The sequence below is a fragment of the Corallococcus carmarthensis genome, from assembly GCF_003611695.1.
GTDB classification, from domain to species: Bacteria; Myxococcota; Myxococcia; order Myxococcales; family Myxococcaceae; genus Corallococcus; species Corallococcus carmarthensis.
In genome coordinates, this window is the sequence record NZ_RAWE01000009.1 from 11,325 (window position 1) to 33,929 (window position 22,605).

At 69.4% G+C, this 22,605-nt stretch carries 18 protein-coding genes and 2 tRNA genes; 13 read left to right on the forward strand and 7 right to left on the reverse strand.

Annotation, left to right across the window (positions count from 1 at the left end; all coding sequences use genetic code 11):
• Positions 1–18 precede the first annotated feature (18 nt).
• The 3 genes from D7X32_RS04245 to D7X32_RS04255 all read left to right on the forward strand — a co-directional run bounded on the left by D7X32_RS04245 (position 19) and on the right by D7X32_RS04255 (position 2,362).
• A complete protein-coding gene (locus tag D7X32_RS04245) occupies positions 19–2,031 on the forward strand; it encodes a S1 RNA-binding domain-containing protein (protein ID WP_120601212.1) in 2,013 nt (670 codons plus the stop codon).
• A 102-nt stretch (positions 2,032–2,133) separates the two neighbouring features.
• Positions 2,134–2,207, forward strand: a tRNA-Met gene (locus D7X32_RS04250).
• A gap of 81 nt (positions 2,208–2,288) precedes the next feature.
• Positions 2,289–2,362 (forward strand) — tRNA-Met (locus D7X32_RS04255).
• A gap of 55 nt (positions 2,363–2,417) precedes the next feature.
• On the opposite strand, the gene D7X32_RS04260 is transcribed toward D7X32_RS04255, so the two are convergent.
• Positions 2,418–3,353: a LysR family transcriptional regulator gene (locus D7X32_RS04260; RefSeq protein WP_120601213.1), complete on the reverse strand. Its 936-nt coding sequence runs from the start codon at positions 3,351–3,353 to the stop codon at positions 2,418–2,420.
• A gap of 70 nt (positions 3,354–3,423) precedes the next feature.
• Here D7X32_RS04260 and D7X32_RS04265 point away from each other — a divergent pair, with 70 nt between their 5' ends.
• Together D7X32_RS04265 and D7X32_RS04270 are read left to right on the forward strand one after the other, a co-directional pair.
• The gene (locus D7X32_RS04265) at positions 3,424–4,101 is read left to right on the forward strand and encodes a pyridoxamine 5'-phosphate oxidase family protein (RefSeq protein ID WP_244238840.1); all 678 of its coding nucleotides are present in this window, start codon (positions 3,424–3,426) and stop codon (positions 4,099–4,101) included.
• A gap of 60 nt (positions 4,102–4,161) precedes the next feature.
• Positions 4,162–5,373 (forward strand): esterase/lipase family protein, encoded by a 1,212-nt coding sequence (locus D7X32_RS04270; RefSeq protein WP_120601215.1) that lies wholly within the window; start codon positions 4,162–4,164, stop codon positions 5,371–5,373.
• A 91-nt stretch (positions 5,374–5,464) separates the two neighbouring features.
• Here the strand turns inward: D7X32_RS04270 and D7X32_RS04275 are convergent, their stop codons facing one another.
• Positions 5,465–6,076: a CGNR zinc finger domain-containing protein gene (locus D7X32_RS04275; protein ID WP_120601216.1), complete on the reverse strand. Its 612-nt coding sequence runs from the start codon at positions 6,074–6,076 to the stop codon at positions 5,465–5,467.
• Between the two features lie 115 nt (positions 6,077–6,191).
• On the opposite strand from D7X32_RS04275, the gene D7X32_RS04280 reads away from it, so the two are divergent.
• Together D7X32_RS04280 and D7X32_RS04285 are read left to right on the forward strand one after the other, a co-directional pair.
• Positions 6,192–6,911, forward strand: coding sequence for an SDR family oxidoreductase (locus D7X32_RS04280; RefSeq protein ID WP_120601217.1), 720 nt, complete (start codon positions 6,192–6,194; stop codon positions 6,909–6,911).
• A 14-nt stretch (positions 6,912–6,925) separates the two neighbouring features.
• Positions 6,926–7,453 (forward strand): lipocalin-like domain-containing protein, encoded by a 528-nt coding sequence (locus D7X32_RS04285; RefSeq protein ID WP_167506435.1) that lies wholly within the window; start codon positions 6,926–6,928, stop codon positions 7,451–7,453.
• Between the two features lie 15 nt (positions 7,454–7,468).
• Here the strand turns inward: D7X32_RS04285 and D7X32_RS04290 are convergent, their stop codons facing one another.
• The 4 genes from D7X32_RS04290 to D7X32_RS04305 form a co-directional block, all read right to left on the reverse strand.
• Positions 7,469–8,533 (reverse strand): patatin-like phospholipase family protein, encoded by a 1,065-nt coding sequence (locus D7X32_RS04290; protein ID WP_120601218.1) that lies wholly within the window; start codon positions 8,531–8,533, stop codon positions 7,469–7,471.
• A gap of 81 nt (positions 8,534–8,614) precedes the next feature.
• The gene (locus D7X32_RS04295; RefSeq protein WP_120601219.1) at positions 8,615–8,812 is read right to left on the reverse strand and encodes a hypothetical protein; all 198 of its coding nucleotides are present in this window, start codon (positions 8,810–8,812) and stop codon (positions 8,615–8,617) included.
• Between the two features lie 113 nt (positions 8,813–8,925).
• Positions 8,926–9,657 (reverse strand): 2OG-Fe(II) oxygenase, encoded by a 732-nt coding sequence (locus D7X32_RS04300; protein ID WP_120601220.1) that lies wholly within the window; start codon positions 9,655–9,657, stop codon positions 8,926–8,928.
• Positions 9,658–9,735: 78 nt separating this feature from the next.
• The gene (locus D7X32_RS04305; RefSeq protein ID WP_120601221.1) at positions 9,736–10,794 is read right to left on the reverse strand and encodes a DNA topoisomerase IB; all 1,059 of its coding nucleotides are present in this window, start codon (positions 10,792–10,794) and stop codon (positions 9,736–9,738) included.
• A 221-nt stretch (positions 10,795–11,015) separates the two neighbouring features.
• Between D7X32_RS04305 and D7X32_RS04310 the strand changes: the two genes are divergently transcribed.
• From D7X32_RS04310 to D7X32_RS04330, 5 genes are all read left to right on the forward strand, one after another.
• The gene (locus D7X32_RS04310; RefSeq protein ID WP_120601222.1) at positions 11,016–11,828 is read left to right on the forward strand and encodes a hypothetical protein; all 813 of its coding nucleotides are present in this window, start codon (positions 11,016–11,018) and stop codon (positions 11,826–11,828) included.
• A 117-nt stretch (positions 11,829–11,945) separates the two neighbouring features.
• A complete protein-coding gene (locus D7X32_RS04315; RefSeq protein ID WP_120601223.1) occupies positions 11,946–14,108 on the forward strand; it encodes a flotillin family protein in 2,163 nt (720 codons plus the stop codon).
• A gap of 40 nt (positions 14,109–14,148) precedes the next feature.
• Complete coding sequence (locus tag D7X32_RS04320) at positions 14,149–19,686, forward strand: DNA repair ATPase (RefSeq protein ID WP_120601224.1); 5,538 nt, start codon at positions 14,149–14,151, stop codon at positions 19,684–19,686.
• Between the two features lie 84 nt (positions 19,687–19,770).
• Positions 19,771–20,364: a hypothetical protein gene (locus tag D7X32_RS04325; RefSeq protein WP_120601225.1), complete on the forward strand. Its 594-nt coding sequence runs from the start codon at positions 19,771–19,773 to the stop codon at positions 20,362–20,364.
• Positions 20,365–20,484: 120 nt separating this feature from the next.
• Positions 20,485–21,084, forward strand: a complete 600-nt coding sequence (locus tag D7X32_RS04330) for a hypothetical protein (RefSeq protein WP_120601226.1) — start codon at positions 20,485–20,487, stop codon at positions 21,082–21,084.
• A gap of 39 nt (positions 21,085–21,123) precedes the next feature.
• Here D7X32_RS04330 and D7X32_RS04335 read toward each other — a convergent pair whose 3' ends face one another.
• Entirely contained in the window at positions 21,124–21,723 is a 600-nt protein-coding gene (locus D7X32_RS04335) for an expansin EXLX1 family cellulose-binding protein (protein ID WP_244238841.1), read from the reverse strand.
• Positions 21,724–21,938: 215 nt separating this feature from the next.
• On the opposite strand from D7X32_RS04335, the gene D7X32_RS04340 reads away from it, so the two are divergent.
• A complete protein-coding gene (locus D7X32_RS04340) occupies positions 21,939–22,541 on the forward strand; it encodes a hypothetical protein (protein ID WP_120601228.1) in 603 nt (200 codons plus the stop codon).
• Positions 22,542–22,605: the final 64 nt, after the last annotated feature.

Genomic DNA, 22,605 nt, shown 5'->3' on the forward strand with positions numbered 1-22,605 from the left:
CAACGGAAGGTCTCGGCAGTGAGCGACGAGAAGAGCGGCGGAAATTCGGGCGGTCCTGGCGGTTTCGGTCCCAAGAAGCCGAAGGCCACGTTTGGCGACGTGATGCTGGGCATCCCTTCGGGGAGCCAGGGCAACGAGCGCGGCGGTGGCCGTGGCGGTGGCGGCCGCGACGAGAAGAGCGGCCCGGGCCGGGGTGAGCGCGGTCCGCGCGACGCCCAGTCTCAGCCGCGTCCCCAGGGCGATGCGCCCCGCGGCGGCGGCGAGCGCGGCGGTGGCCGTGGCGGCGAGCGCCGGGGTGGCAGCGGGGGCGGCGAGCGCCGTCCCTCCGGCCCCATGGTGGTCGTGAAGCGCGCCTCGGGCTCCATCGAGACGCGCGCCCTGGAGGGTGAGAAGCCCGCCGAGGCGACCGCGACCGCGGAGCAGACGGGCGCCGACGCGCAGGCCTCCGCGGCCTCCACGCCGGCCCCGACGCCGCGTCCGGTGACGCCGGCTCCCGCGCCTCCCAGCCCCCTGTACGAGGAGGTCCCGGAGACGGAGTCCTTCGCGGACATGTTCGAGGCGCAGGTCAAGGACGGTGGCGCTCCCGGCCGCCGCGGCGTGCGCATTGGCGAGAAGGTCGCCGGCACCATCTTCCAGCTGGGCGCGGACACCGCGTTCGTGTCGCTGGACGGCTCCGCGAAGTCGGAGGCGATGATCGAGCTGCGCGAGCTCAAGGACGACGAGGGCATCCTGCGCTTCGGCGTGGGTGACCGCCTGGAGGCGCACGTCGTGGAGATGGGTGCCCGGGGCATCCTGCTCAGCCGCGCGCTGGCCAAGGGCAATGCGTCCTTCGCGATGCTCGCGGAGGCCCGCGCCTCCGGCATGCCGGTGGAAGGCCTGGTCCTCAGCGTGAACAAGGGCGGCGTGGAGGTGGCGATCGGTGAGACGCGCGCCTTCTGCCCCATCAGCCAGCTGGACATCCGCTTCGTGGAGAAGCCGGATCAGTTCATCGGCGAGAAGCTCCAGTTCCGCGTGACGGAAGTGCGCGATCGCAACGTGGTGCTGTCGCGCCGCTCGCTGCTGGAGGACGAGCAGCGCCGGCTGGCCACGGAGACGCGCAAGACCCTGGCCGTGGGCAAGACGGTCAAGGGCAAGGTCTCCGGCGTGCGCGACTTCGGCGTGTTCGTGGACCTGGGCGGCGTGGAGGGAATGATCCCCGTCTCCGAGCTCTCCTACACGCGCGTCGCGCATCCCAGCGACGTGGTGAAGCAGGGCGACGAGGTGGAGGTGGAGATCCTCCGCATGGAGGAGGGCCAGCCCAACTCCGCCGACAAGGCCAAGCAGAAGGAGCGCATCACCCTGTCGCTGCGTTCGCGTCAGGAGGATCCGTTCAAGAAGGCGCTGGAGGAGATCAAGGAGGGCGACCGCCTGCAGGGCAAGGTCGTCCGGCTCCAGCCCTTCGGCGCGTTCGTGGAGCTGCGCCCGGGCGTGGACGGCCTGGTGCACATCTCCGCGCTGAGCGACCGGCGCATCGCGCACCCGCGCGACGCGGTGAAGGAAGGCGAGGTCATCTGGGTCTCCGTCGAGAAGATCGACCCCAATGACAAGCGCATCGGCCTGCGCCGCATCTCCGAGGAAGAGGCCCAGCGTCCTCCCGAGGAGCGTCCCGCGAAGGCGGCCCAGCCGTCGGCTCCCTCGCAGCCCGCGGCGCCCCGTCCCCAGGTGGGCGCGGTCGTCACCGGCAAGGTGGACCGGCTGGAGCCCTACGGCGTGTTCCTCGCGTTCCCGGGCGGCAAGGGCCTCATCCCTGCCAGCGAGACGGGCACGGATCGCGGCACGGACATGCGCAAGCACTTCTCCATCGGGCAGGAGCTGAAGGTGGCGATCATCGACATCGACGCCTCCGGGAAGATCCGCCTGTCCATCCCCGGCGCGATCCGCGCGGAGGAGCGCGCCGAGGTCGAGGCGTGGCAGAAGACGCAGCAGCCGCAGGGCGCTGGCAAGAAGGGCTTCGGCACCTTCGCGGATCTGCTCAGCAAGTTGGGCAAGTAGTGGCGTCACGCCTTCTCGGCGCTCGTCGCGACAATGCGATGGGGCGCCGAGATAGGTGTTGACGGTAGCGAGTGGCTTCGGTACTTACCCTCTCGTTCTCGCCGCGGGGTGGAGCAGCCTGGTAGCTCGTCGGGCTCATAACCCGAAGGTCGCAGGTTCAAATCCTGCCCCCGCAACTTGAAAAGCCCGGAGTCGAAATGAAAGTTTCGACTCCGGGTGTTCAAATCGAGAGCAGCAGTAGCAGCGCAGCACGGTGACGCGGGGTGGAGCAGCCTGGTAGCTCGTCGGGCTCATAACCCGAAGGTCGCAGGTTCAAATCCTGCCCCCGCAACTCTGAGAGGGCCCCGGTGGAAACGCCGGGGCCCTTTCTCTTTTCCGCGTCTGGCTTACTTCGTTGGCGGCTCGCGCTTGGAAGGGCGCCACGCCTCGACAGGCTGGAGCGGGTGCTCCTCGAAGTGGCTGCGCACCGTGCGGACGAACGCGCCCACGTTCGCGGAGGCGCTCCGGCGTCCGGGGTAGATGACGCTCACCGGGACCGGTGGCGGCGCGAACGACCCGAGCAGCAGCACCAACCGCCCCGCGAGCACGGCGTCCATCACCTGGTACGAGAGCGTGCGCGCGATGCCGATGCCTCGCTCCGCGGCCGCGATGGCAGCGTCCGCGCTGTTCAGGATGAGCCGGGGCTGCACGCGGACGGGCTTCTCCTTTTCTCCGAACCTCCACTCGTTCGTTGTGTCGAGGTTCTCGAAGGCGATCAGCTCATGGCGGATCAGCTCGTCAGGCGACTTCGGCGCCCCTTTCCGCTTCACGTACTGCGGGCTCGCCACCAGCACGCGGCGGACGGTGCCGACCTTGAGGGCGATCAGCCCACTGTCCTTCAGGTCCCCCAGGCGGACGGCCGCGTCGATGCCTTCGTCCACGAGGTGCTGGTTCCGGTCGGACAGGTGCAGCCGGACGGACAAGCCCGGATGCGCGGCGAGCAGCTTCTGGACCAGCGGCAGCACGTGGAGCCGTCCGAAGACGATGGGCGCGGAGAGGCTCAGCTCGCCTCGGGGTTCGGCGTTCTCACCCCGCACACGGCGCTCGGATTCGTCCAGGTCCTCGAGCAGCCGCTGGCAGCTCTCCAGATAGACCTGGCCCCGTTCGGTGAGGCGCACGGAGCGCGTCGTGCGCGTGAGGAGCGCAAGGCCGAGCCGCTCCTCGAGCTGGGCGATGGCCCGGGTCGCCACGGAGGGAGAGATGCGAAGCCGGCGGGCCGCGCCAGAGAAGCTTCCCTGTCTGGCGACGGCGACGAAGGTCCGAAGCGTGAAGAGCTGGTCCATGATTCTTGCGGAGTTGGCAATGAAGCCTTGCGGGTCCGGCTGATTATTTCACGGCGCTGGATGGCTAGACATGGGGCATCGGCAATTCCGCCGTGTCGCCCGTGAGTGGTCCATGCCCCGCTTCGCCAGACTTGCCTTCACGCCCGCGGTCAAGGCGCTCCAGGAGCAGTTCGGGAGCCGCGCGGCCTACGCCCGTGTCGAGCGGGCAGGGGACGCACCGGATGTGATCGGTCCGGACGAGACCGCGTTCCTCTCCGAGCGTGACAGCTTCTACATGGCGAGCGTCGGCGCCCAGGGCTGGCCGTACATCCAGCACCGGGGCGGTCCTCCGGGCTTCGTCCGGGTGCTGGACGCCCACACGCTGGGCTTCGCGGACTACCGGGGGAACAAGCAGTACATCTCCGCGGGCAACGTCAGCGAGAACGACCGGGTCGCGCTCATCTTCGTGGACTACCCGAACCGCGCGCGCCTGAAGGTCCTGGCGCACGCGTCCGTCATCACCCGCGAGACGGACGCAGCCACGCTCGATCGCCTGGTGGTCCCCGGGCACGGCGCAAAGGTGGAGCGCGGCTTCGTGCTCCGGGTCGAGGGCTTCGACTGGAACTGCCCCCAGCACATCACGCCACGGTTCACCGAGGCCGAAGTCGACACCGCGATGCGCCCGATGGTGAGCGAGCTCCACACGCTCCGCGCCGAGAACCGCGCCCTGCGCGAGGAGCTTGCTCGCTTGAAGCGTTCCCCGGTTTGACCCCGAACCTACGGTTGGGTAGGTTACGGTTCGGTAGGTTCGGCCATGGAGGCGAGAGCCATGAACAGCCAGTCGCCGGGAACACGGAAGAACGCGGAGGCCCTTCGGGGTGCCAGCCGCCTCGCGGTGCAGGCCACCCGGGGCGTGATGGGGCTCGTCGGGGAGGTGCACTGCACCATCGCCAGCGGTCCGTCCATCCTGGGCAGGCCGCTGGAGCGCCCGGCGCGGGCCGTGACGGGGTGGATCTACTCGGCACTCCAGGAGGTCACGCGGCACGTCGGGGCAGGGCTCGATGCCGTGCTCGCGCAGCTCTCACCGTGGCTGGGTGACAGTGCTCCGGGGCCCCAGCGGGAGGCGGTGGTCTCCGCGCTGAACGGTGTGCTGGGGGATGCGCTGGAGGAGCAGGGCAACCCGCTCGCCATCCCGATGACGTTCCGGGTCCACGGGCAGCCGTTGCGCCTGGATCCCGAGGCCCTGCGCGAAGCCCTTCCGGAAGCAGGGAGCCGGCTGCTCGTGCTGATCCATGGCTCCTCGATGAACGACCTGCAGTGGAGCCGGCGAGGGCATGACCATGGCGCTGCACTCGCGCGCGACCTCGGCTACACGCCGGTGTATCTCCACTACAACAGCGGTCTGCACATCTCCCGGAACGGGCGTGCGTTCTCGGAGCTGCTGGAACAGCTCGTGTCCTGCTGGCCCGTGCCGCTCGAATCGCTGACGCTCATGGGGCACAGCATGGGGGGGCTCGTGGCGCGGAGCGCGTGCCTCACGGCGGAGGCCGTGGGCCATGGCTGGCGTCCGTTGTTGCGCAAGCTCGTCTGCCTTGGCACGCCCCATCACGGTTCGCCGCTGGAGCGCGGTGGAAGCTGGGTGGACGTGCTCTTGGAGATCAGTCCCTACAGCGCGCCGTTCGCACGCCTGGGACGGATCCGCGGTGCCGGGGTCACGGACCTGCGCTTTGGCAACGTGCTCGACGCCCACTGGGAGGGGCGGGAGCGCTTCGGGTGGGGTGGAGATGCCCGTCGAGGCCTCACGCTGCCGGAGGGCGTGGCCTGCTATGCGGTGGCCGCGACCACCGCGAAGGCGCTGGCGGAGCGGCTGCCCGGTGACGGGCTGGTCCCGGTGGACAGCGCGCTCGGGCGGCATGCCCAGCCGGAGCTCACGCTGTGCTTCCCGGAAGCGAACCAGCGCATCATCGTGGGCGCGAACCACCTGGACCTGCTCGACCACCCGGAGGTCTACGCCACGCTTCGCACGTGGCTCGCTTCCTGAGCGGCCCCCGCCATCGCGTCACCGTTGCGGCCATGGGGTCCTCCAGTTCGTACCAGACGCGAGCCGCGAGTGTGAGTGGACCCGAGCCGTACTAACCGCCTTCTCCCCGCTGGCGTCGGCGGAACTCCTCCACCTTCGCCTTGTTGCCGCAGCCCGACATGGAGCACCAGCGCCGCTGTCCGGAACGCGAGGTGTCCACGAAGAGGAGCGCGCAGCTTTCGCCCTCGCAGTTGCGGATGCGCTCCGCCAGCGGGCCCCCCAGCAGCTCCACTCCGTCCCGCGCCACCGCCGCCAGCAGTGAGTGCACGCCACCGCGCGTCCACGTCAGACCCTCGGGGCCTAGCTGGGGCGCCGGAGGAGGCTCTGCCGCCCACCGGTTCACCAGCGCCCTGTCCTTGGAGTCCAGGCCCTCGCTTCGCAAGCGGGCGACCGCCAGCCGGTAGAGGGCCTCGCGAAGCTCGCGCGCGTGCCGCAGGTCCTCGTCGGTCGGCTTCGGATCCTTCGCCGCCAGCCCGGCGGCGACCAGCCACCGGCCCAGGTCGTGCGGTGTCTCCAGCAGGTCCTTCGGCTCGGCCTTCAGCCGTGCGGCCAACGACGCTGGCAGGTCCAGGCAGAGCCGTCCCGAGCGGAACTTGAACCCGTCCCGCAGCTCGCCGGCCGGCGCCGCGGACGGCTCCGGTGCCTGGGTTTTTCTGGGTGCCATGACAGCTCACAGGAAAGCATGAAACCGGATTGACAGGTTACGGAAATCCAATCATATCTCCGCTCGTAACCTGTTCATGGGGTTACGGTATTCCATCCGTCGCGGAGGAGCACCCATGCAGCTGGAAGGCCGGAAGGTGATTGTCGTTGGGGCGGGCTCGGGCATCGGCAGGGGCGTGGCCATCGCCGCATCGGAGGCGGGCGCCCACGTGGTGCTGGCGGGCCGCAAGCGGGAGACGCTGGAGGCCACCTCGGAGTTGATGAAGGGCCCCCTCGAGGTGCGCGTCCTGGATGCTTCCGTGGAAGCGGAGGTGGCGGCCTTCTGCGAAGCGGTGGGCCCCTTCGACCATCTGGTAAGCACCGTGAGTCAGGGCGTCGCCGGGCCCCTCACCGGGCTGGGCTTTGCGTCCATCGAGCGGGCCTTCGCCGCCAAGCTCTGGGCGCCCATCTACCTGGTGAAGCACGCCTCGTCGCGCATCTCTCCGGACGGCTCCTTCACCTTCTTCTCTGGGTTCCGCGCCTGGAAGCCTGCCGTCGGCACCTCCATCACCAGCCTTGTGAATGGAGGGCTCGAAGCCTTCACCAAGGCCATGGCCGTGGAGCTCGCTCCGGTGCGGCTCAATGCCATCTCTCCGGGAGTGGTGGACTCCGGCTCCTTCTGGGACCGGCTCGGTGCCGAGGCCCGCGAGCGGCTCTTCGCGGACTACGCCAACAAAGCCCCAGCCCGCCGTGTGGGGACGACAGCGGACCTGGCCGCCGCGACCCTCTTCGCCATGACCAACCCCTTCCTCACCGGCACCGTCCTCTCCGTGGACGGCGGTGCGGTGCTGATGTGAGAGGACCCACTCCGATGAATCGAATCCATTGGCGCGCACTCACGGCCGGGTCCCTGCTGCTCCTGGCGGTCCTCTTCATGTCGCGCGACGCGGACGCCCGGGAGAAGTCGCTCCAGGAGCAGCTCGTGGGGACCTGGACGCTCGTCCTGGTCGACAACGTGCTCCCGGATGGGACGCGGGTGCAGCTCTACGGTGCGGCTCCCCAGGGCCTCCTCATGTTCGATGGCCAGGGGCGCTACTCCATCCACATCCTGCGCGCGGGCCGGGCCCGGTTCGCGTCCAGTGACAAGAGCCAGGGAACGCCAGAGGAGAACCAGGCCACCGTGCGGGGGACCAACTCCCACTTCGGCCGGTACTCGGTGAACGAGAAGGAGCGCATGTTCACCTTCCACATCGACCACGCCTCGTTCCCGAACTGGGAGGGAACGGAGCAGCGGCGCACCTTCACGCTGACGGGCGATGAGCTGACATACCTCGTCCCCGCGCCGACGACCGGTGGGACGGGGACCGTCGGCGAGGTGAAGTGGAGACGCGCGAAGTAGCCGCGCACGCCCGCGCTACAGCGGCTGGACGTGATCCGCGATGCGGCCCGTGGCGAGCAGTTCGCGCAGCTCGTCGGCCATGCGGTCGCCCTCGGTCAGCACCTGCTTCCACGCGCGGATGCGGTCCTCGTCCTTCATGTTCGTGAAGTCCGAACGGTCCGGGATGCGTCCGCCGGGCAGCCGCGCCAGGTGCGCGGGTGACGGGGTGATGATCAGCGCGCGGCGGAAGTTGAGCGGTCCCGCGCGGCGCCACTTGAGCGACTTGTCGAACCAGCCGGGCACCACGTACGGGTAGAAGTGCGGATAGAGCACCAGCCCGTCGCCCGCGCCGTAGTCGACGTCCAGGTGGTAGTCGACGACGCCGCCGTCCCGGTACGTGCCGGGCGGCGCGCCGGGGATGTCGTGCACGCCCGCGAGCACCAGCGGAATCGAACCCGACGCGATGAGCGCCGGACGCAGGTTGTCGCGGGTGAGGGGACGGTGGACCGACGGCAGGTCCTTGAGACCGGCGAAGGGACTCGAATCCCCGGCGGTGTGGAAGACCACGCGCTCCATGTGCAGCCCGAGCGTCCGGCGGCTCACCGCGTTCGTGAGCGCGCCCAGCACGAAGCCCGCGAGCTGCACGCTGGACTGCTCCATCGCCAGCAGGCCCTTGCACCGGGTCGTCACCACGTGCAGCCGTGCCCACGGGTGCGTCAGGATCTGCTCCGCGCCCTCCGGGCCCAGGAGCGATTCGAGGACCGTGGCGCTCACCTCACTGACCAGCGTGGGCGGCGGCTTGGGCGGATAGCGCTGTTCCAGGTATGCGTCCGCGAAGCGCCTGAGCGCGGCCACCGGCTCCTTCTGCGCCAGGCACGCGAGCCGCCAGCTCCCGATGGAGCTGCCAATGAGGTGCAGTGGCCGGGTGCGCGGCTGCTGGAGGAGCTCGCCGAACAGCACGCGGTCGATTCCCTCCAGTCCCAGCCACTTCGGCCCTCCGGAAGCACCCGGAAGGATGTCCACGTCCTCCGCGCGCAACCCGCGCTCCCGGAGGATGCGCAGGGCGTCGGGGCCCGCAAGCAGGGTCAGGCTCTGGCTCATCGCGGGCGCGGACCCTAGCAGTCCGGTGCCGGGAAGCGCTCGCGAAGCGTGCTTCGTGAGCGCCCCGGTCCTGGGGAAAGGTCAGCGGTCGTCGCCCTTCGGCTCCGAATCCAGCGGATGGATGGTCACCACCTGGTGTCCGTCGTGATCCGGATCACTGCGCGCCTCCTCCAGTTCCTCCGGTGTCCGGGGCGCCCGTTCGGAAAACGCGTCGTTCTCGAGGTGGCGCTGACGCTGCTCGCTGGTCTCGCCGTACCCCTCCAACTTCTTGCCGGCCATGGTCGTGCTCCCTCGTGAAGGTGAACCACAAGGGTTGCGACGACGGCCGGTGGGCGCAAGCGGTGGTCTGCCCGCGTGGCCGCACGCTCCAGGAGCAGGGCTCCGGCAGGCGCTCACTCCTCCAGCGTCCCCACGGAAGGGGCCACGCCGTCGCGCTCGCGCTGGGCCTCCAGGTAGGCGGAGAAGCCCGCCTTGGACTGGATGCGGAACACCGGGAGGCGGGCGAGCACCTCCTCCGCGAAGGCGTACTGCTCGCAGACGAGGCTCGCGCGCAGGGCGCCTTCCGGGCCGCCGGTGAAGGGCTGGACCTCGTGCTGGAGGTTTCCCCGGAAGTGGACCAGCAGGCCCGGCCTGGGTCGCACCTCGCCCTGGAGCTGGTTGTCGCGCAGCAGCCGCAACGCACCTCCCTGCGCGCCTCGCGGAACCCGGAGGTAGAGGACGCTCACGTGTTCGGGCGTCGCGTCCGGCACGCCGCTGGGTTCCTGCAACGTCGCGTCGATGTGGCGTCCCACCGGTGTGCCCGCGTCCAGCAGCAGCAGGTTCAGATAGAACGCGTTGGGACGCGGACGCGTGTCACGGCCGCCGAACCAGCGCTGTGTCCACGGCAGGAGCCCGCGTGCACTGTCGTCGTCGAGGATGCGGCGCAGGTAGACGGACAGGAACGGGAAGCGCGACTCCAGGTTCGCTCGGCCCTCTCGCGTGAAGATGAACGCGAAGCCCCGGCTCGCCCGGAACGTCCCCATCAGCGGGCTGCGCGCGACGAAGCGGGAGCCGAGCAGGGCGTCCCCCAGGGACTCAAGCTCCGCGCGGGGCAGGGCGTCGCGGTGGGTGACGTACTCGGGCACGGCCCAACGCTAGCGCCTTCCCGGTGCGCGCGAGAGGGGGAACCGCCGCCGCTCGCCTCCCTCCCGGCCGGGCCCTGGCTACACGGCCGCCTGCTTCGCGCCGCCCTTCGTCTTGCCCAGCATGTGGAGCAGCGCCTTCTCCGAGCAGTGCATGCCTTCGCCAGCACTCGCCGCCAGCTCGTCCACGGAGTGGAAGTAGCGGTCCACCACCTGGCCCCGCTCGAAGAGCACCAGCACGGACGGGTAGATGTACGACGCCTTCGCGACCGCGGGCGTGTTGCCCAGATGCTCGGAGGCCTCTCGCACCGCGGCCACCATGCTCTTCTTGATCACGGTCTTCTTCACCGGGCCGCCGTCGCCGCACTCCTTCACTCGCTCGCGGGCCTTCGCCAGCGCGCAGGCGCAGATGAGCGTGCCCGCCCAGGTGCGGAAGTCCTTCGCGCTGTAGCCCGGGCCCATCACCTGCTGGATGTACTCGTTGATGTGCCGGCGCCGCACGTCCACCACCGCGCCGTCGTCGACCACGAACTTGAAGACGTCGCGCCCGCGCACCTTCAACAACTGCCGCACGAGCGTCGCCACGCGCCGGTCCTTGAGCTCGCGGTGCTGCCGCACGCCGGACTTGCCCGGGTAGTCGAACACCACCGTGTCGCCCGTCACCTTCACGTGCCGCGCCCGCAGCGTGGCCAGTCCGAAGCTGCCGTGCTCCTCCGCGTAGCGTTCGCTGCCCGGACGGATGAAGCACGTCCCCAGGATGCGCAGCATCCCCGCCAGCACCCGCTCCCGGCCCAGGCCCCGCTTGCGCAGATCCTTGCTCACCTGGCGCCGCATCTTCGGCAGCGCCTGCGCGAAGCCCACGATGCGCTGGTACTTCGCGTCCCGCTGCTTCTGCGTGTGCGCCTCGCTGTAGCGGTACTGCCAGCGGCCCGCGCCGTCCTTGCCCACGGCCTGGAGGTGCGCCGAGGCCTTGGGCGAGATGGCCACGTCCGTCCAGGCGGGGGGCAGCCTCAGCGCGTCGATGCGCTCACGCTCTGAGTGAGACACCGCACGGCCTCTCGCGTCCACGTACCGGAAGCCTCGCTTCATGGATCCCAGCCGCCGGTGGCCGTCCTGTTGGAGCCGCTCCAGCTGCGTCATCCCCCGGTGACTCGTGGACTTGGGCGGCTCGGATTCTGAGACGGCGGCATGAGAGGGCATCGCTTCCCTGTAGTGCGCAGCCTACGCCGGGGCGGCAACCCGGTTGCCCCCTGGCGGCATGGCCAGCAGGCGGCCGGAAAAGCCCCGGGTGGCATTTTCGGATACGGGTGCAGTCGTTTAGAGTTGGTTGCGACTCCCACCTCTCAATTTATTCCCGAGGCATGACCACCTTCCTCGCCGCCCTGCTGGCGTTCCCGACCGCCATCTTCACCATCCTCCTCGGTGTGGTGCTGGCCTACTGGCTGTGCGTGATCGCCGGCGCGGCGGGCATCGACATGCTGGACGGCGACGTGGACCTGGAGGGCGGCGCCAAGGCGGTGAGCGGCGCGTTCGAGGGCGGCGCCAAGGCGACGTCGGGCCTGCTCGAAGGCGGCGCGAAGGCCGTCGGGGGCCATGACGTCGGCCACGCGGGCCACTCGCACGTGCACGACGCGGAGGCCGCCACGGGGCTGCTCGCGGCGCTGGGCTTCGGCGGCATCCCCGTCACGGTGTCGGTGAGCCTGGTGGTGTTCCTCTCCTGGTCGCTGTCGCTGCTCAGCGGACAGGCCACGCACGGGGCGCTCTCCATGCTGCCCTCGTGGCTCGTGAGCACGGGCCTGGGCTTGGTCTGCGCGACGGTGGGCACGGTGGTGGGCGGGCTCGCGGTGCGGCCCCTGCGCCCCGTCTTCATCGCCCGGCGCGCTCCGGGCCGCGAAGCGCTGATGGGCCGCGTGTGCACCATCTCCAGCGGCAGCGTGACGGCGAAGGACGGCCACGCCACCTTCGAGGACGGGGCCGCGGGCCTCATCCTCAACGTCTTCTGTGACAAGCCCAACCAGCTCAAGCGCGGCCAGCCGGCGTTGATCCTCGGCTACGACGCGGAGCGGGGCGTGTACGAGGTGGAGCCGGTGGACTGGCTCCTCCCCCAGGAAATGGAGCAGCTGCGCGATCCGCTCAAGGCAGCGGCCATCGCGCGAGCCCGCGCCCAGCGATGAACATTGGCGTCCTCCGGCACCTGCCGGAAGGGCGCGACAATCGGCACCGGGTGGCTTTCGCGGGGGACCCCGAGTGCTTGGAACAAGGCCCGCCCAACGGACTTCTCAGGATAGGCCATGGATCCCATCAGCATCGCGGCAATCACCGGCGGCGGCGTCATCATCCTCTTCGGCATCTTCGTCAGCGTGGCCAAGTTCTACCGCCAGGTGGACCAGGGCAAGGTGCTCATCGTCAACACCATGAAGGTCGAGCCCACGGTCACCTTCACCGGCGCCGTGGTGCTGCCCATCGTCCACCGCGCGGAGGTGATGGACATCTCGCTGAAGACGGTTGAAATCGACCGCCGCGGCAAGGAAGGCCTCATCTGCCAGGACAACATCCGCGCGGACATCAAGGTCACCTTCTTCGTGCGCGTGAACAAGACGCGTGAAGACGTGCTCAAGGTGGCCCAGTCCATCGGCTGCGCGCGCGCGTCGGATCAGGAGACGCTGGAGAACCTCTTCGAGGCCAAGTTCTCCGAGGCCCTCAAGACGGTGGGCAAGTCCTTCAACTTCGAGCAGCTCTACACCAAGCGCGACGAGATCAAGGACAAGGTCGTCGAGACCATTGGCCGCGACCTGAACGGCTACATGCTGGAGGACTGCGCCATCGACTTCCTCGAGCAGACCCCGGTGGAGATGCTCGACAAGGACAACATCCTGGACGCCCAGGGCATCCGGAAGATCACCCAGCTCACCACCGAGCAGAACGTCTTCACCAACGAGCTGCGCCAGTCCGAGCGCATGGCGGTGACCAAGCGCAACGTGGAGGCCGACGAGGCCATCTTCGCCCTCGAGCGTCAGCGCGAGGAGGCCGCCGCCAAGCAGCGCCGCGAGATCGACAGCATCCAGGCGCGTGAGACGGCCGAGGCCGACCGCGTGAAGAGCGAGGAGTTCGCCAAGGCGCAGCTGGCGCGCATCAAGGCGGAAGAAGAGATCGCCATCAACGAGGAGAACAAGCAGCGCCAGGTGCAGGTGGCCCAGAAGAACCGCGAGCGCGTGGTGGGCGTGGAGACCGAGCGCGTGGAGAAGGACCGCGCCCTGGAGGCCATCAACCGCGAGCGTGAGACGGAGCTCCAGCGCATCGCGAAGGAGAAGGCGCTGGAGACGGAGAAGAAGGCCATCGCCGACGTCGTCCGCGCCCGCATCGCGGTGGAGAAGACCGTCGCCCAGGAAGAGGAGAACATCAAGGACCTGCGCGTGACGGCGGATGCCAATCGCACCAAGGCGGCGATCATCATCACCGCCCAGGCGCACGCCGAGGAGTCGTCCGTGAAGGACATCCAGGCCGCGGACGCGAGCGCGAAGATCGCCGTGTTCCTCGCCAAGGAGAAGCTGACCCTGGCCGAGGCCGACCTGGAGGCCGCCGACAAGCAGGCCAAGGCGAAGATGCGGATGGCCGAAGGCATCCAGGCCGAGTCCGCCGCGGCGGGCCTGGCCAGCGTGCGTGTGCGTGAGGCGGACGCGGTCGCCACGGAGAAGCTGGGCATGGCGCAGGTGCGCGTGAAGGAGGCCGAGGCCTCCGTCATCGAGAAGCAGGGCCAGGCGCAGGCGTCCGCGGTGCGCGAGAAGCTGCTCGCCGAGGCCGCTGGCGCGGAGCAGAAGGGCATGGCCCACGCCCGCGTGCAGGAGGCGGAAGCGAGCGCCATCCACAAGCGCGGCGAGGCGGAAGCGTTCGCCACGCGCGAGAAGCTGCTCGCCGAGGCCGCCGCCATCCAGGAGAAGCTGATGGCCGAGGCCCGGGGCCTGTCGGAGAAGGCCACCGCGATGAAGGCCCTGGACGGCGTGGGTCGCGAGCACGAGGAGTACCGCCTGCGCCTCAACAAGGAGCGCGACGTGGAACTGGCCGCCATCAACGTGCGCAAGGACATCGCGCAGGCCCAGGCCACCGTGCTGGGGCAGGCGTTCAGCAACGCGAAGTTCCAGATCGTCGGCGGCGACGGCAAGTTCTTCGAGAACTTCATCAAGGCCGTGTCCTTCGGCACCTCGGTGGACGGCGCGCTGGACCACGGCGAGGCCCTGAAGAAGTCGCTCGGTGGCTACCTCAACGGTGAGAAGGACCTGCCGGCGGACCTGAAGGAGATCCTCTCCAAGCCGGGCCTCAGCAACGACGCGCAGAACCTGGCCGTCGCGGCGCTGCTCAACCGCATGTCGGTGAGCCCCACGGAGACCACCGCCGCCGGCATCAAGGCGCTGGTGCAGACGGAAGCCGCGGCCCTCGCGCAGAAGCAGCAGGGCTGAAGCGTCCCGCCAATCGCAATCCCTTCTTCGGTGAACATCCATGGCAACTGACAGCACCAAGACCCCGGGCACCCAGGTGCCCGGGGGCGAGGCGACGCTGGAGGGCGGCAGCTACGAGGTCATCCGTGCGCGCCTCGTCTCCCAGGCGGACGCGCTGGCGACCCGGGCGAACGACCTCAACGGGCGGCGCAAGGCGCTGTTCGGTGGCACGGAGCTCACCGTCATTGGCAACGAGCGGGTACGCACGGAGAACAACAGCGTCCCCCGCGACATCGTCAGCGTCGGGAAGTACCTCCTCTTCGGCTACAACGTCTTCATCGGCCTGAAGAAGGAGACGAACGTCTCGGACGTCTTCTCGCTGCATCGCTTCGAGAAGACGGCCGAGGGCTTCGACTTGTCCGCCGTGCCTCCCACGGAGGCCGGCGGCTTCCTCGCGGACCCCCGGTTCGTGAAGGACTTTGGCGAGCTGTACAAGTACTACAAGGACGCGAAGCTGCTGCAGCTGCGGCGGCGGGACTCGCGCCTGCTCGCGGTGTTCCAGACGGGCCAGTCCGCGCGCGACCTCAAGGTCTTCCGCTTCAACGTGGACGTGGAGGGCCGCGCCACCTACGTGGACAACCAGGGTGAGCGCGACCACGTCTACCCGCCGTCGCACGACTTCGAGTGGACGGTGGCCACGCGCGAGCAGTACGTGCTGGGCCAGCACCCGCACGTCAACGTGCTGGATCAGGTCTTCGTGGAGACGGTGAAGGGCGACCTCACCGTGAAGGTGGAGGACAACACCACCACCGGCCTGGGCATCTACAGCGAGCCGGTGGACGACCCGGACCAGTCGCTGGACGACGCGGAGTTCGCCTGGACGCAGGTGGGCGGGCTCATCCTCCTGCGCATCCTGCCGTTCCGGGAGAAGGCGCACCGCTACCTCGTCTTCAACTCGCGCACCCAGCACGTGGTGCGCATCGACGCCATCGGCCAGTCCTGCGTGCGGCTGCCGGAGGACCAGGGCATCGTCTTCCCGGGCGGCTACTACCTCCAGACGGGCGACTACAAGGTCTTCGACGGCGCGGCGGAAGGGATGGAGTTCCACCAGGCGGTGCGCTCGCCCAACGGGGAGGACGTGCTCTACGTCTTCCACCGCCGGGACGAGGGCGCCTACGTGCTCTTCCCGTACAACCTGGTGCGCAAGGAGGTGCAGACGCCGTTGCAGGCGCACGGCATGAGCCTCTTCGCGGACGGCGGGCTGGTGGTGTTCCGCGCCACGTCGCAGGAGCCCACCCGCGTGCACCCCATGCAGGTGTGGCAGACGCCGTTCGTCTCCGACGAGCACGCGGCGAAGCTGCCCCCCGCGCCGGGCTACCTGGGCAAGGTGGGCAACGCGGAGCTGGTGCGCGGCATCAGCGACGCGCTGACGCTGCCGCGCGTGGCGAAGACGGACAAGCCCACGCGCCGCACCTACGAGGACCTGGTCTCCGCGGCCACGCGCGCGCTGGACGCGTACTACTGGCTCTCCCACGCGGAAGTGGGGCTCCAGGAGCCCATTGAACTGCTGCGCCGCACCTCCGAGCTCATCATCGATGAGTTCGAGAAGGTCCTCGCGATGCGCAAGCGCGCGGAGGAGTCGCTCGCGCAGGCCACGCAGGCGCAGGAGACGCTGCTGCTCAACGCGCAGCCGGAGGGGCTCACCGACGCGGAGGGCTTCATGCGCGCGCTGGCGGACCTGCGCCGGCACCGCGGGCACCTCATCACCCTGAAGGACGTCCGCTACATGGACCTGGGGCGCGTGGATGCCCTGGAGCAGGCGGTGGTGGCCGCGTCCGACGCGGTGAGCACCGCGTGCGTGGACTTCCTCCAGAAGGGCGAAGCGCTCCAGCCCCTGGCCACGCGGTTGGACGGGCTGATGCAGCGGCTGGAGCCGCTGACGACGACCGCGGAGATGGCTCCGCTGGCCGAGGACGTGGATCGCACCGGCCAGGGCCTGGAGGTGCTGGGTGAGGTGGTGGGCGGGCTCCAGGTGGGCGACCCGCTGGCCCGCGCCCGGATCCTCGAAGGCATCTCCGAGCTGTTCAGCCGCCTGAACCGCGTGCGCGCGGGGCTCCAGGCGAAGCGCAAGGAGCTGTCCGGCAAGGAGAAGCGCGCGGAGTTCGGCGCGCAGTTCAAGCTGCTGGGCCAGAGCATCGAGAACGCGCTGTCACAGGCGGACTCGCCGGAGAAGTGCGACGAGGCGCTCTCCAAGCTCACCGTGCTGCTGGAGGAGCTGGAGGGCCGCTTCGGCGAGTTCGACGAGTTCCTGGGGCAGATCACCCAGAAGCGCGAGGAGCTGCTGGAGGCCTTCGGCGCTCGCAAGCAGGCGCTGGTGGATGAACGGCAGCGCCGGGCCACGGGCCTCTTTGGCGCGGCGGAGCGCATCCTCCAGGGCGTGCAGCGGCGGGCGAAGTCGTTCAAGGCGGACGACGAGCTCAACGCCTACTTCGCGTCCGACGCGATGATCCTCAAGCTGCGGCAGCTGGCGGAACAGCTGCTGGCGCTCCAGGACAGCGTGCGCGCGGACGAGGTGCTGTCGCGGGTGAAGTCCGCGAAGCAGGACGCCCTGCGCGCGCTGCGCGACAAGCAGGACCTGTTCGAGGGCGGCGAAGGCCTCATCAAGCTGGGGCCCTACCGCTTCCACGTCAACACCCAGCCGCTGGAGCTGACGCTGGTGCCGCGCGACGGCGCGCTGTACCTCCAGCTCACGGGCTCCGACTACACGCAGAAGCTGGAGGACCCGGAGCTGCTCAAGTACCGCGAGCTCTGGGAGCAGCACCTGGTCTCCGAGACGCGCGACGTCTACCGCGCGGAGTACCTGGCCGCCGGGCTGCTGATGGACGCGGAGGAGGGGAAGGGCGGCCTGACGCCCGCGGCGCTGTATGAGGCCGGCGCGCAGGGGCAGCTGCTGGAGCGCGTGCGCGCGTACGCGGCGGACCGCTTCGACGAGGGCTACGAGCGCGGCGTGCACGACGCGGACGCGGTGGCCATCCTGGAGAAGCTGCTCGCGCTGCACCAGGGCGCGGGGCTCCTGCGCTTCGCCCCGGTGCCTCGCGCCTGGGCCGCGCTCTACTGGGCCTTCGATGGCGACGACACGCTGCGGGGTGTGTTCCACCGGCGCGCGCGGAGCCTGGCGCGGCTGCGGCAGGCGTTCGACACCGGCGCGGACCTGGTGGCGCTGGGAGACGAGCTGGGGGAGCGCGTGCTCGCGTTCCTCCAGGGGCACGGCCTGACGGCTTCGCCCGCAGAGGGACGGCAGGCGGGCCGCTACCTCGTGGAGGAGCTGGCGGTGGACCGCCCGCGCTTCACCACCAGCCGCGAGGCCCTGGCGTTGAAGGACGCCTTCCTCGCGCACCTGGACCGGCACGGGTCGCGCACCGCGTTCGACGAAGACCTGCGCGGCCTGGAGAAGAACCTGCCGGAGCGCCTGCGCATCGCCCGCGCCTGGGTGGACGCGTTCCTCGCGAAGCGCGAGGGCGGCCCGGCCGAGGCGGCCCACGTCGCGCTGGAGACGGCGGTGGTGCTCCTCACCGAGCGCAAGCTGGACCGCGAGACGGCGGGAGCCATCACCGCCACGGAGGCCACGGGCCTGCTGGGCAGCCATTCGCGCATCCAGGACCGCAAGCTGTCCCTGCGTCTGGACGAGTTCCTGGCGCGGCTGGGTGAGTTCCGCCAGGTGCGGGTGCCCGCGTACGTGGCCTATCGCGCGTACCTGCGCGACCTGCTGGACCGCGAGCGGCGCAAGCTGCGGCTGGAGGAGCTGACGCCCAAGGTGCTCACCAGCTTCGTGCGCAACCGGCTCATCGACGAGGTGTACCTGCCGCTCATCGGCGCGAACCTGGCCAAGCAGCTGGGCGCGGCGGGCGAGGGCAAGCGCACGGACCGCATGGGCATGCTGCTGCTCATGTCGCCGCCGGGCTACGGCAAGACGACGCTGATGGAGTACGTGGCCAGCCGCCTGGGCCTCACCTTCGTGAAGGTGAACGGGCCGGCGCTGGGCCACTCCGTGAAGTCGTTGGATCCGTCGGAGGCGCCCAACGCCACCGCGCGGCAGGAGGTGGAGCGCATCAACCTGTCCTTCGAGATGGGCAACAACGTGATGCTCTACCTCGACGACATCCAGCACACGGACCCGGAGCTGCTCCAGAAGTTCATCTCCCTGTGCGACGGCCAGCGCCGCGTGGAGGGTGTCTGGAATGGCCAGACGCGCACGTATGATCTGCGCGGCAAGAAATTCTGCGTGGTGATGGCGGGCAATCCGTACACGGAGACGGGCGAGCGCTTCCGCATCCCGGACATGCTCGCCAACCGCGCGGACACGTACAACCTGGGTGACATCCTGGACGGCAAGGAGGAGCTGTTCGCGCTCAGCTACCTGGAGAACGCGCTCACCTCCAACCCGGTGCTGGCGCCGCTGGCCACGCGCGACCCGCAGGACGTGCACCGCCTCATCCGGATGGCCAAGGGCGAGGAGGTCCCTTCCGGCGAGCTGAAGCACGGCTACGCGGCGGCGGAGCTCCAGGAGATCATCGCCATCTTCCAGCGGCTGTTCCGCGTGCAGCAGGTGCTGCTCAAGGTGAACCTCCAGTACATCGCGTCCGCCGCGCAGGACGAGCGCTTCCGCACGGAGCCGCCGTTCAAGTTGCAGGGCAGCTACCGCAACATGGGCAAGCTGACGGAGAAGGTCGTCTCCGCGATGACGGACGACGAGCTGGAGCGCCGCATCGACGACCACTACCAGGGCGAATCCCAGACGCTCACCACCGCGGCCGAGCAGAACCTGCTCAAGCTCCAGGAGATGCGCGGGCGCCTGACGCCGGAGAAGGCGAAGCGCTGGGAGGAGATCAAGCAGGGCTTCGCCCGCGTGAAGCGCATGGGGGGCAAGGAGGACGACCCCGTGGCGCGCGTCACCGGACAGCTGGGTGCCATCGAGGAGCAGCTGGGCTCCGTGCGCGACGCGGTGGTGCAGGCCGCCGCGCAGGCGAACGCCCCCAGCGAGGACACGCCCGTGGCCCCGCACCTGGAGGCCCTCCGCGAAGCCGTGCTGGAGGTGGCCCGCGTCAGCCGTGAGGCCGCCGCCAGGCCCCCCGCCCCGGTGCAGGTGTCCCTCCCGCCGGCCGCGCCCCAGGCAGCCCAGGCTCCGGCCACGGACATGGCCCCGTACCTCAAGCACCTGGCGCAGCTGCTCAAGGCCCTCACGGAGCGCGTGGCCACCCAGGCGGAGGCGCCCACGCTGGTCAACGCGCCCATGCCTCAGCCGGCCGCGCCGGACTTCGGCCCGTACATGGCGCAGCTCTCCAAGGCCATCACGGCGCTGGCGGACCGGCCGGTGTCGGTGTCACTGCCGTCCCCCGCGGAGTCGCTCCAGCGCGCCGCGAACGGCCCGTCTCCGGCGGAGCTGAGCCGGCAGATCGAGCTGGTGGAGGGCGCGCTGCTGCCCCTGGAGCGCGCCGCCCGCCGCAACGTGCAGGGCGAAGGCGAGGGCATCAAGGCGCTCCAGGTCTGGCAGGGCGTCACCGAGGCCCTGGAGCTGCTGCGCGGCATGCTGCGGCGGTAGGGATTACGAAAAGCGGTTTCGATGTCTGGCATTGCGCTTTAGGACTGGGGATGCTGTCTACCCCCAACCCTGGAGTGCAATGCCATGCATCTCTTCAAGTCCGTTGTTTCCCTTGGCGCGGCCGTCGCGGTCACGGCGTGTGGTGGCGCAGAAGGGCAGGGCGCGCTCACCACCCGGGAGTCCGCGCTGGTGACGGGGACCTCCCAGGGCTGCACCTTCACGGTGTCGTCCGCGCCACGGCAGCCCGGTCCGTTCCCCTACATCTTCGACATCACGGTCACGCGTGAAGCGAGTGCCACCTGCCCCTGGAGCGCCAGCAGCGCGGTGGTGGGGTTCTCCAACGGCACGCCGTCCACGGTGTCCCTGGCGGCCAACGACCTGGGCGTGGCCGTGAGCTACACGTACCGGACGGGTGGGCCCTCACCCCAGCAACTGGGCATCAAGCATGTGGCGCCGGACACGCTGGCCATCACCCGGTCCACGGGCCTGTACTTCAACGCGCTGGGCAAGTTCATCTACGCCGGAGACCTGTCCATTGAACCGGACGGCATGACGCTGACCGTCAGCGGCACCAAGAATGCCCCGCTCATCGGCGAGACGGGATCCGGCGACAACTACGTGGCCACCTTCCCGGACTTCTTCACCAGCGAGACGGCACCGTCCATCGTCGCGTTCTGATGGGTGACTTCGCACCCCAGGGTTTGGATGGCAGGCATTGAGGATGAAATGTTTTCAGTGTCTGGTGTTTGCCTTTATAGGGATGGCGCTGCAACCACCCCAACCCTGGAGTGCAATCCCATGCTGAACATCAAGTCTGTTGTTTCACTTTGCGCCATCGCGGGCCTCACGGCATGTGGTGCTGGCGTGGAGGGGGAGGACGGCCTCGCCACCCAGGAGTCCGCGCTGCTGACGGGGACCTCCCAGGGCTGCACCTTCACGGTGTCGTACGCGGCGCGGCCCGGAACCCTGCCTCCCATCTACGACGTCACCGTCACGCGCGCGGCGGATGTCACCTGCGCGTACGGCGCGGGCAGCGTCGGGGTGGGGTCCTCCACCGGCACCGCGCCCACGCTGTCGCTGGCGGCCAACGACCTGGGCGTGGCCGTGAGCTACACGTACAAGACCAGCGTCAGCGGCAGCTCGCCCCAGTCCCTGGGCCTCAAGCACGTGGCACCGGACACGCTGTCCATCGTCCGCTCCACGGGGCTGTCCATCTTCCTGGGCTCGGGCTCCATCTACTCGGGCAGCCTGTCCATCGCCTCCAACGGCACGACCCTCACCGTGTCCGGGACGAAGAACGGCACCATCTCCGGCCAGACAGGCTCGGGTAACAACTACGTGGCCAGCTACCCGGACTTCTTCACCAGCACCACGTCCCCGTCCATCATGACGTTCTGATGCTCTGACGCAGTGACGGACGGGGCGGTGGGGCGCGGCCTACTTCTGGGGCGCGAACTGCGCCGCTCCGTCCGTGGAGTCGTCGTTGAGCACCTTCTCCACGGTGTCGATGAGCTGCTGGCCGTCGGTGGCGGTGACGCGCAGCTGGAAGCGGCCCTCGCCGATGCCCTCGAAGACGAAGTAGTTGTAGCTCTGGCGCTCCAGGGCCTTCCAGTCGCCGTCGCGCTTCCACTCCAGCTTCTTGATGGGCAGCCGGTGATTGCGCACCTGGATGGCCGTCCACCAGGGATTGCTGCCGTCCTTGAAGTGGTATTCCACCGGGCCGGCCACGTCGCAGGACACCGGCGTCCAGGTGATGTCCACGCGGCCGTCCTTCGCCTCCGCCACCTTGTCGAAGGCCTCGCGCGACAGGTCCAGGTGACCCTTATCGCAGTCGGGGCACTGGTCCACGATGCGCACGCGCACGCTGCCCTTGGGGCCGACGATGTCCACGCATTCGCCGCAGACGGCGCTGTTGTCGTACTGCGCCTGGTTCATCGCGGCCACCATCTGGTCGCCGCCGGGCTCGAACGAACAGTTGCCGCCCCCGTTGGCGTCGTAGAAGGTCGCAATCCCTTTCTGCTCTGAACCCAGGCTCACGCCACCCCCGGAGGCAGAGTCTCCGCATGCCCCACAGGCAAGCGTGGCCAGGGTCAAAACCAGCGAGGATTTCCAGAAAGCGGGTCGGTTCATACCGCGCACTATACACGCGGCGCTCCGCGTCAACGGCAGACAGAACTCCCCGTCTTGGTTCTGTCAGACGGGCTTGTTAGCGTCCGGGCCTTCCCCCTCCCCGAAATCGGAAAGGAATTCCCATGATGAACAAGTTGACGTCCGTGGTGTGTCTGGGTTCTGCCCTCGCGCTCTCCGCCTGTGGCGCTCCGGAGCAGGAGGATGGCGCGGAGCTGGCGCAGCAGTCCGCGCGGCTGACGACGGCGTCCTCGCAGGGCTGTGACTACGAAGCGACCACGGTGCAGATCACCACCTCGCCGCCGCAGTACAACGTCGTGATCACCCGCACGGGCGGCGCCAGCTGCACCCTGACGACGGGCGCGTCGCAGGTCGTCCAGACCGTCCCGTTGAGCGCGCCGGGCACCGTGTCCCTCTCCGGCTCCAGCCTGGGGCTCGCGGTGGGCTTCGTGATGAAGAACGGCTGGAGCGGCTCGGCCGCCTACGTCTACGCCGTGCGCGCCGTGGACCCCACGACGCTGTCCACCACGCGCAACGGGGACATCTACTGCGACTACAACACGGGCAGCATCAGCACGGGCAGCCTCGGCATCTCCAGCAGCGGGACCAACCTGAGCGTCTCCGGCACCAAGGCATGCAAGATCGGCGGCCGTTCGGGGACCTACTGGTACGGGACCTTCACCGACTTCTTCACCACCACCACGCCCCCGGTCCTCGGCGTCATCTGACGCACCCCTGAAAAAGCCCTGCCCGCCACCGGCTCATTCCGGTGGCGGGCAGGGCCCCCCTTGC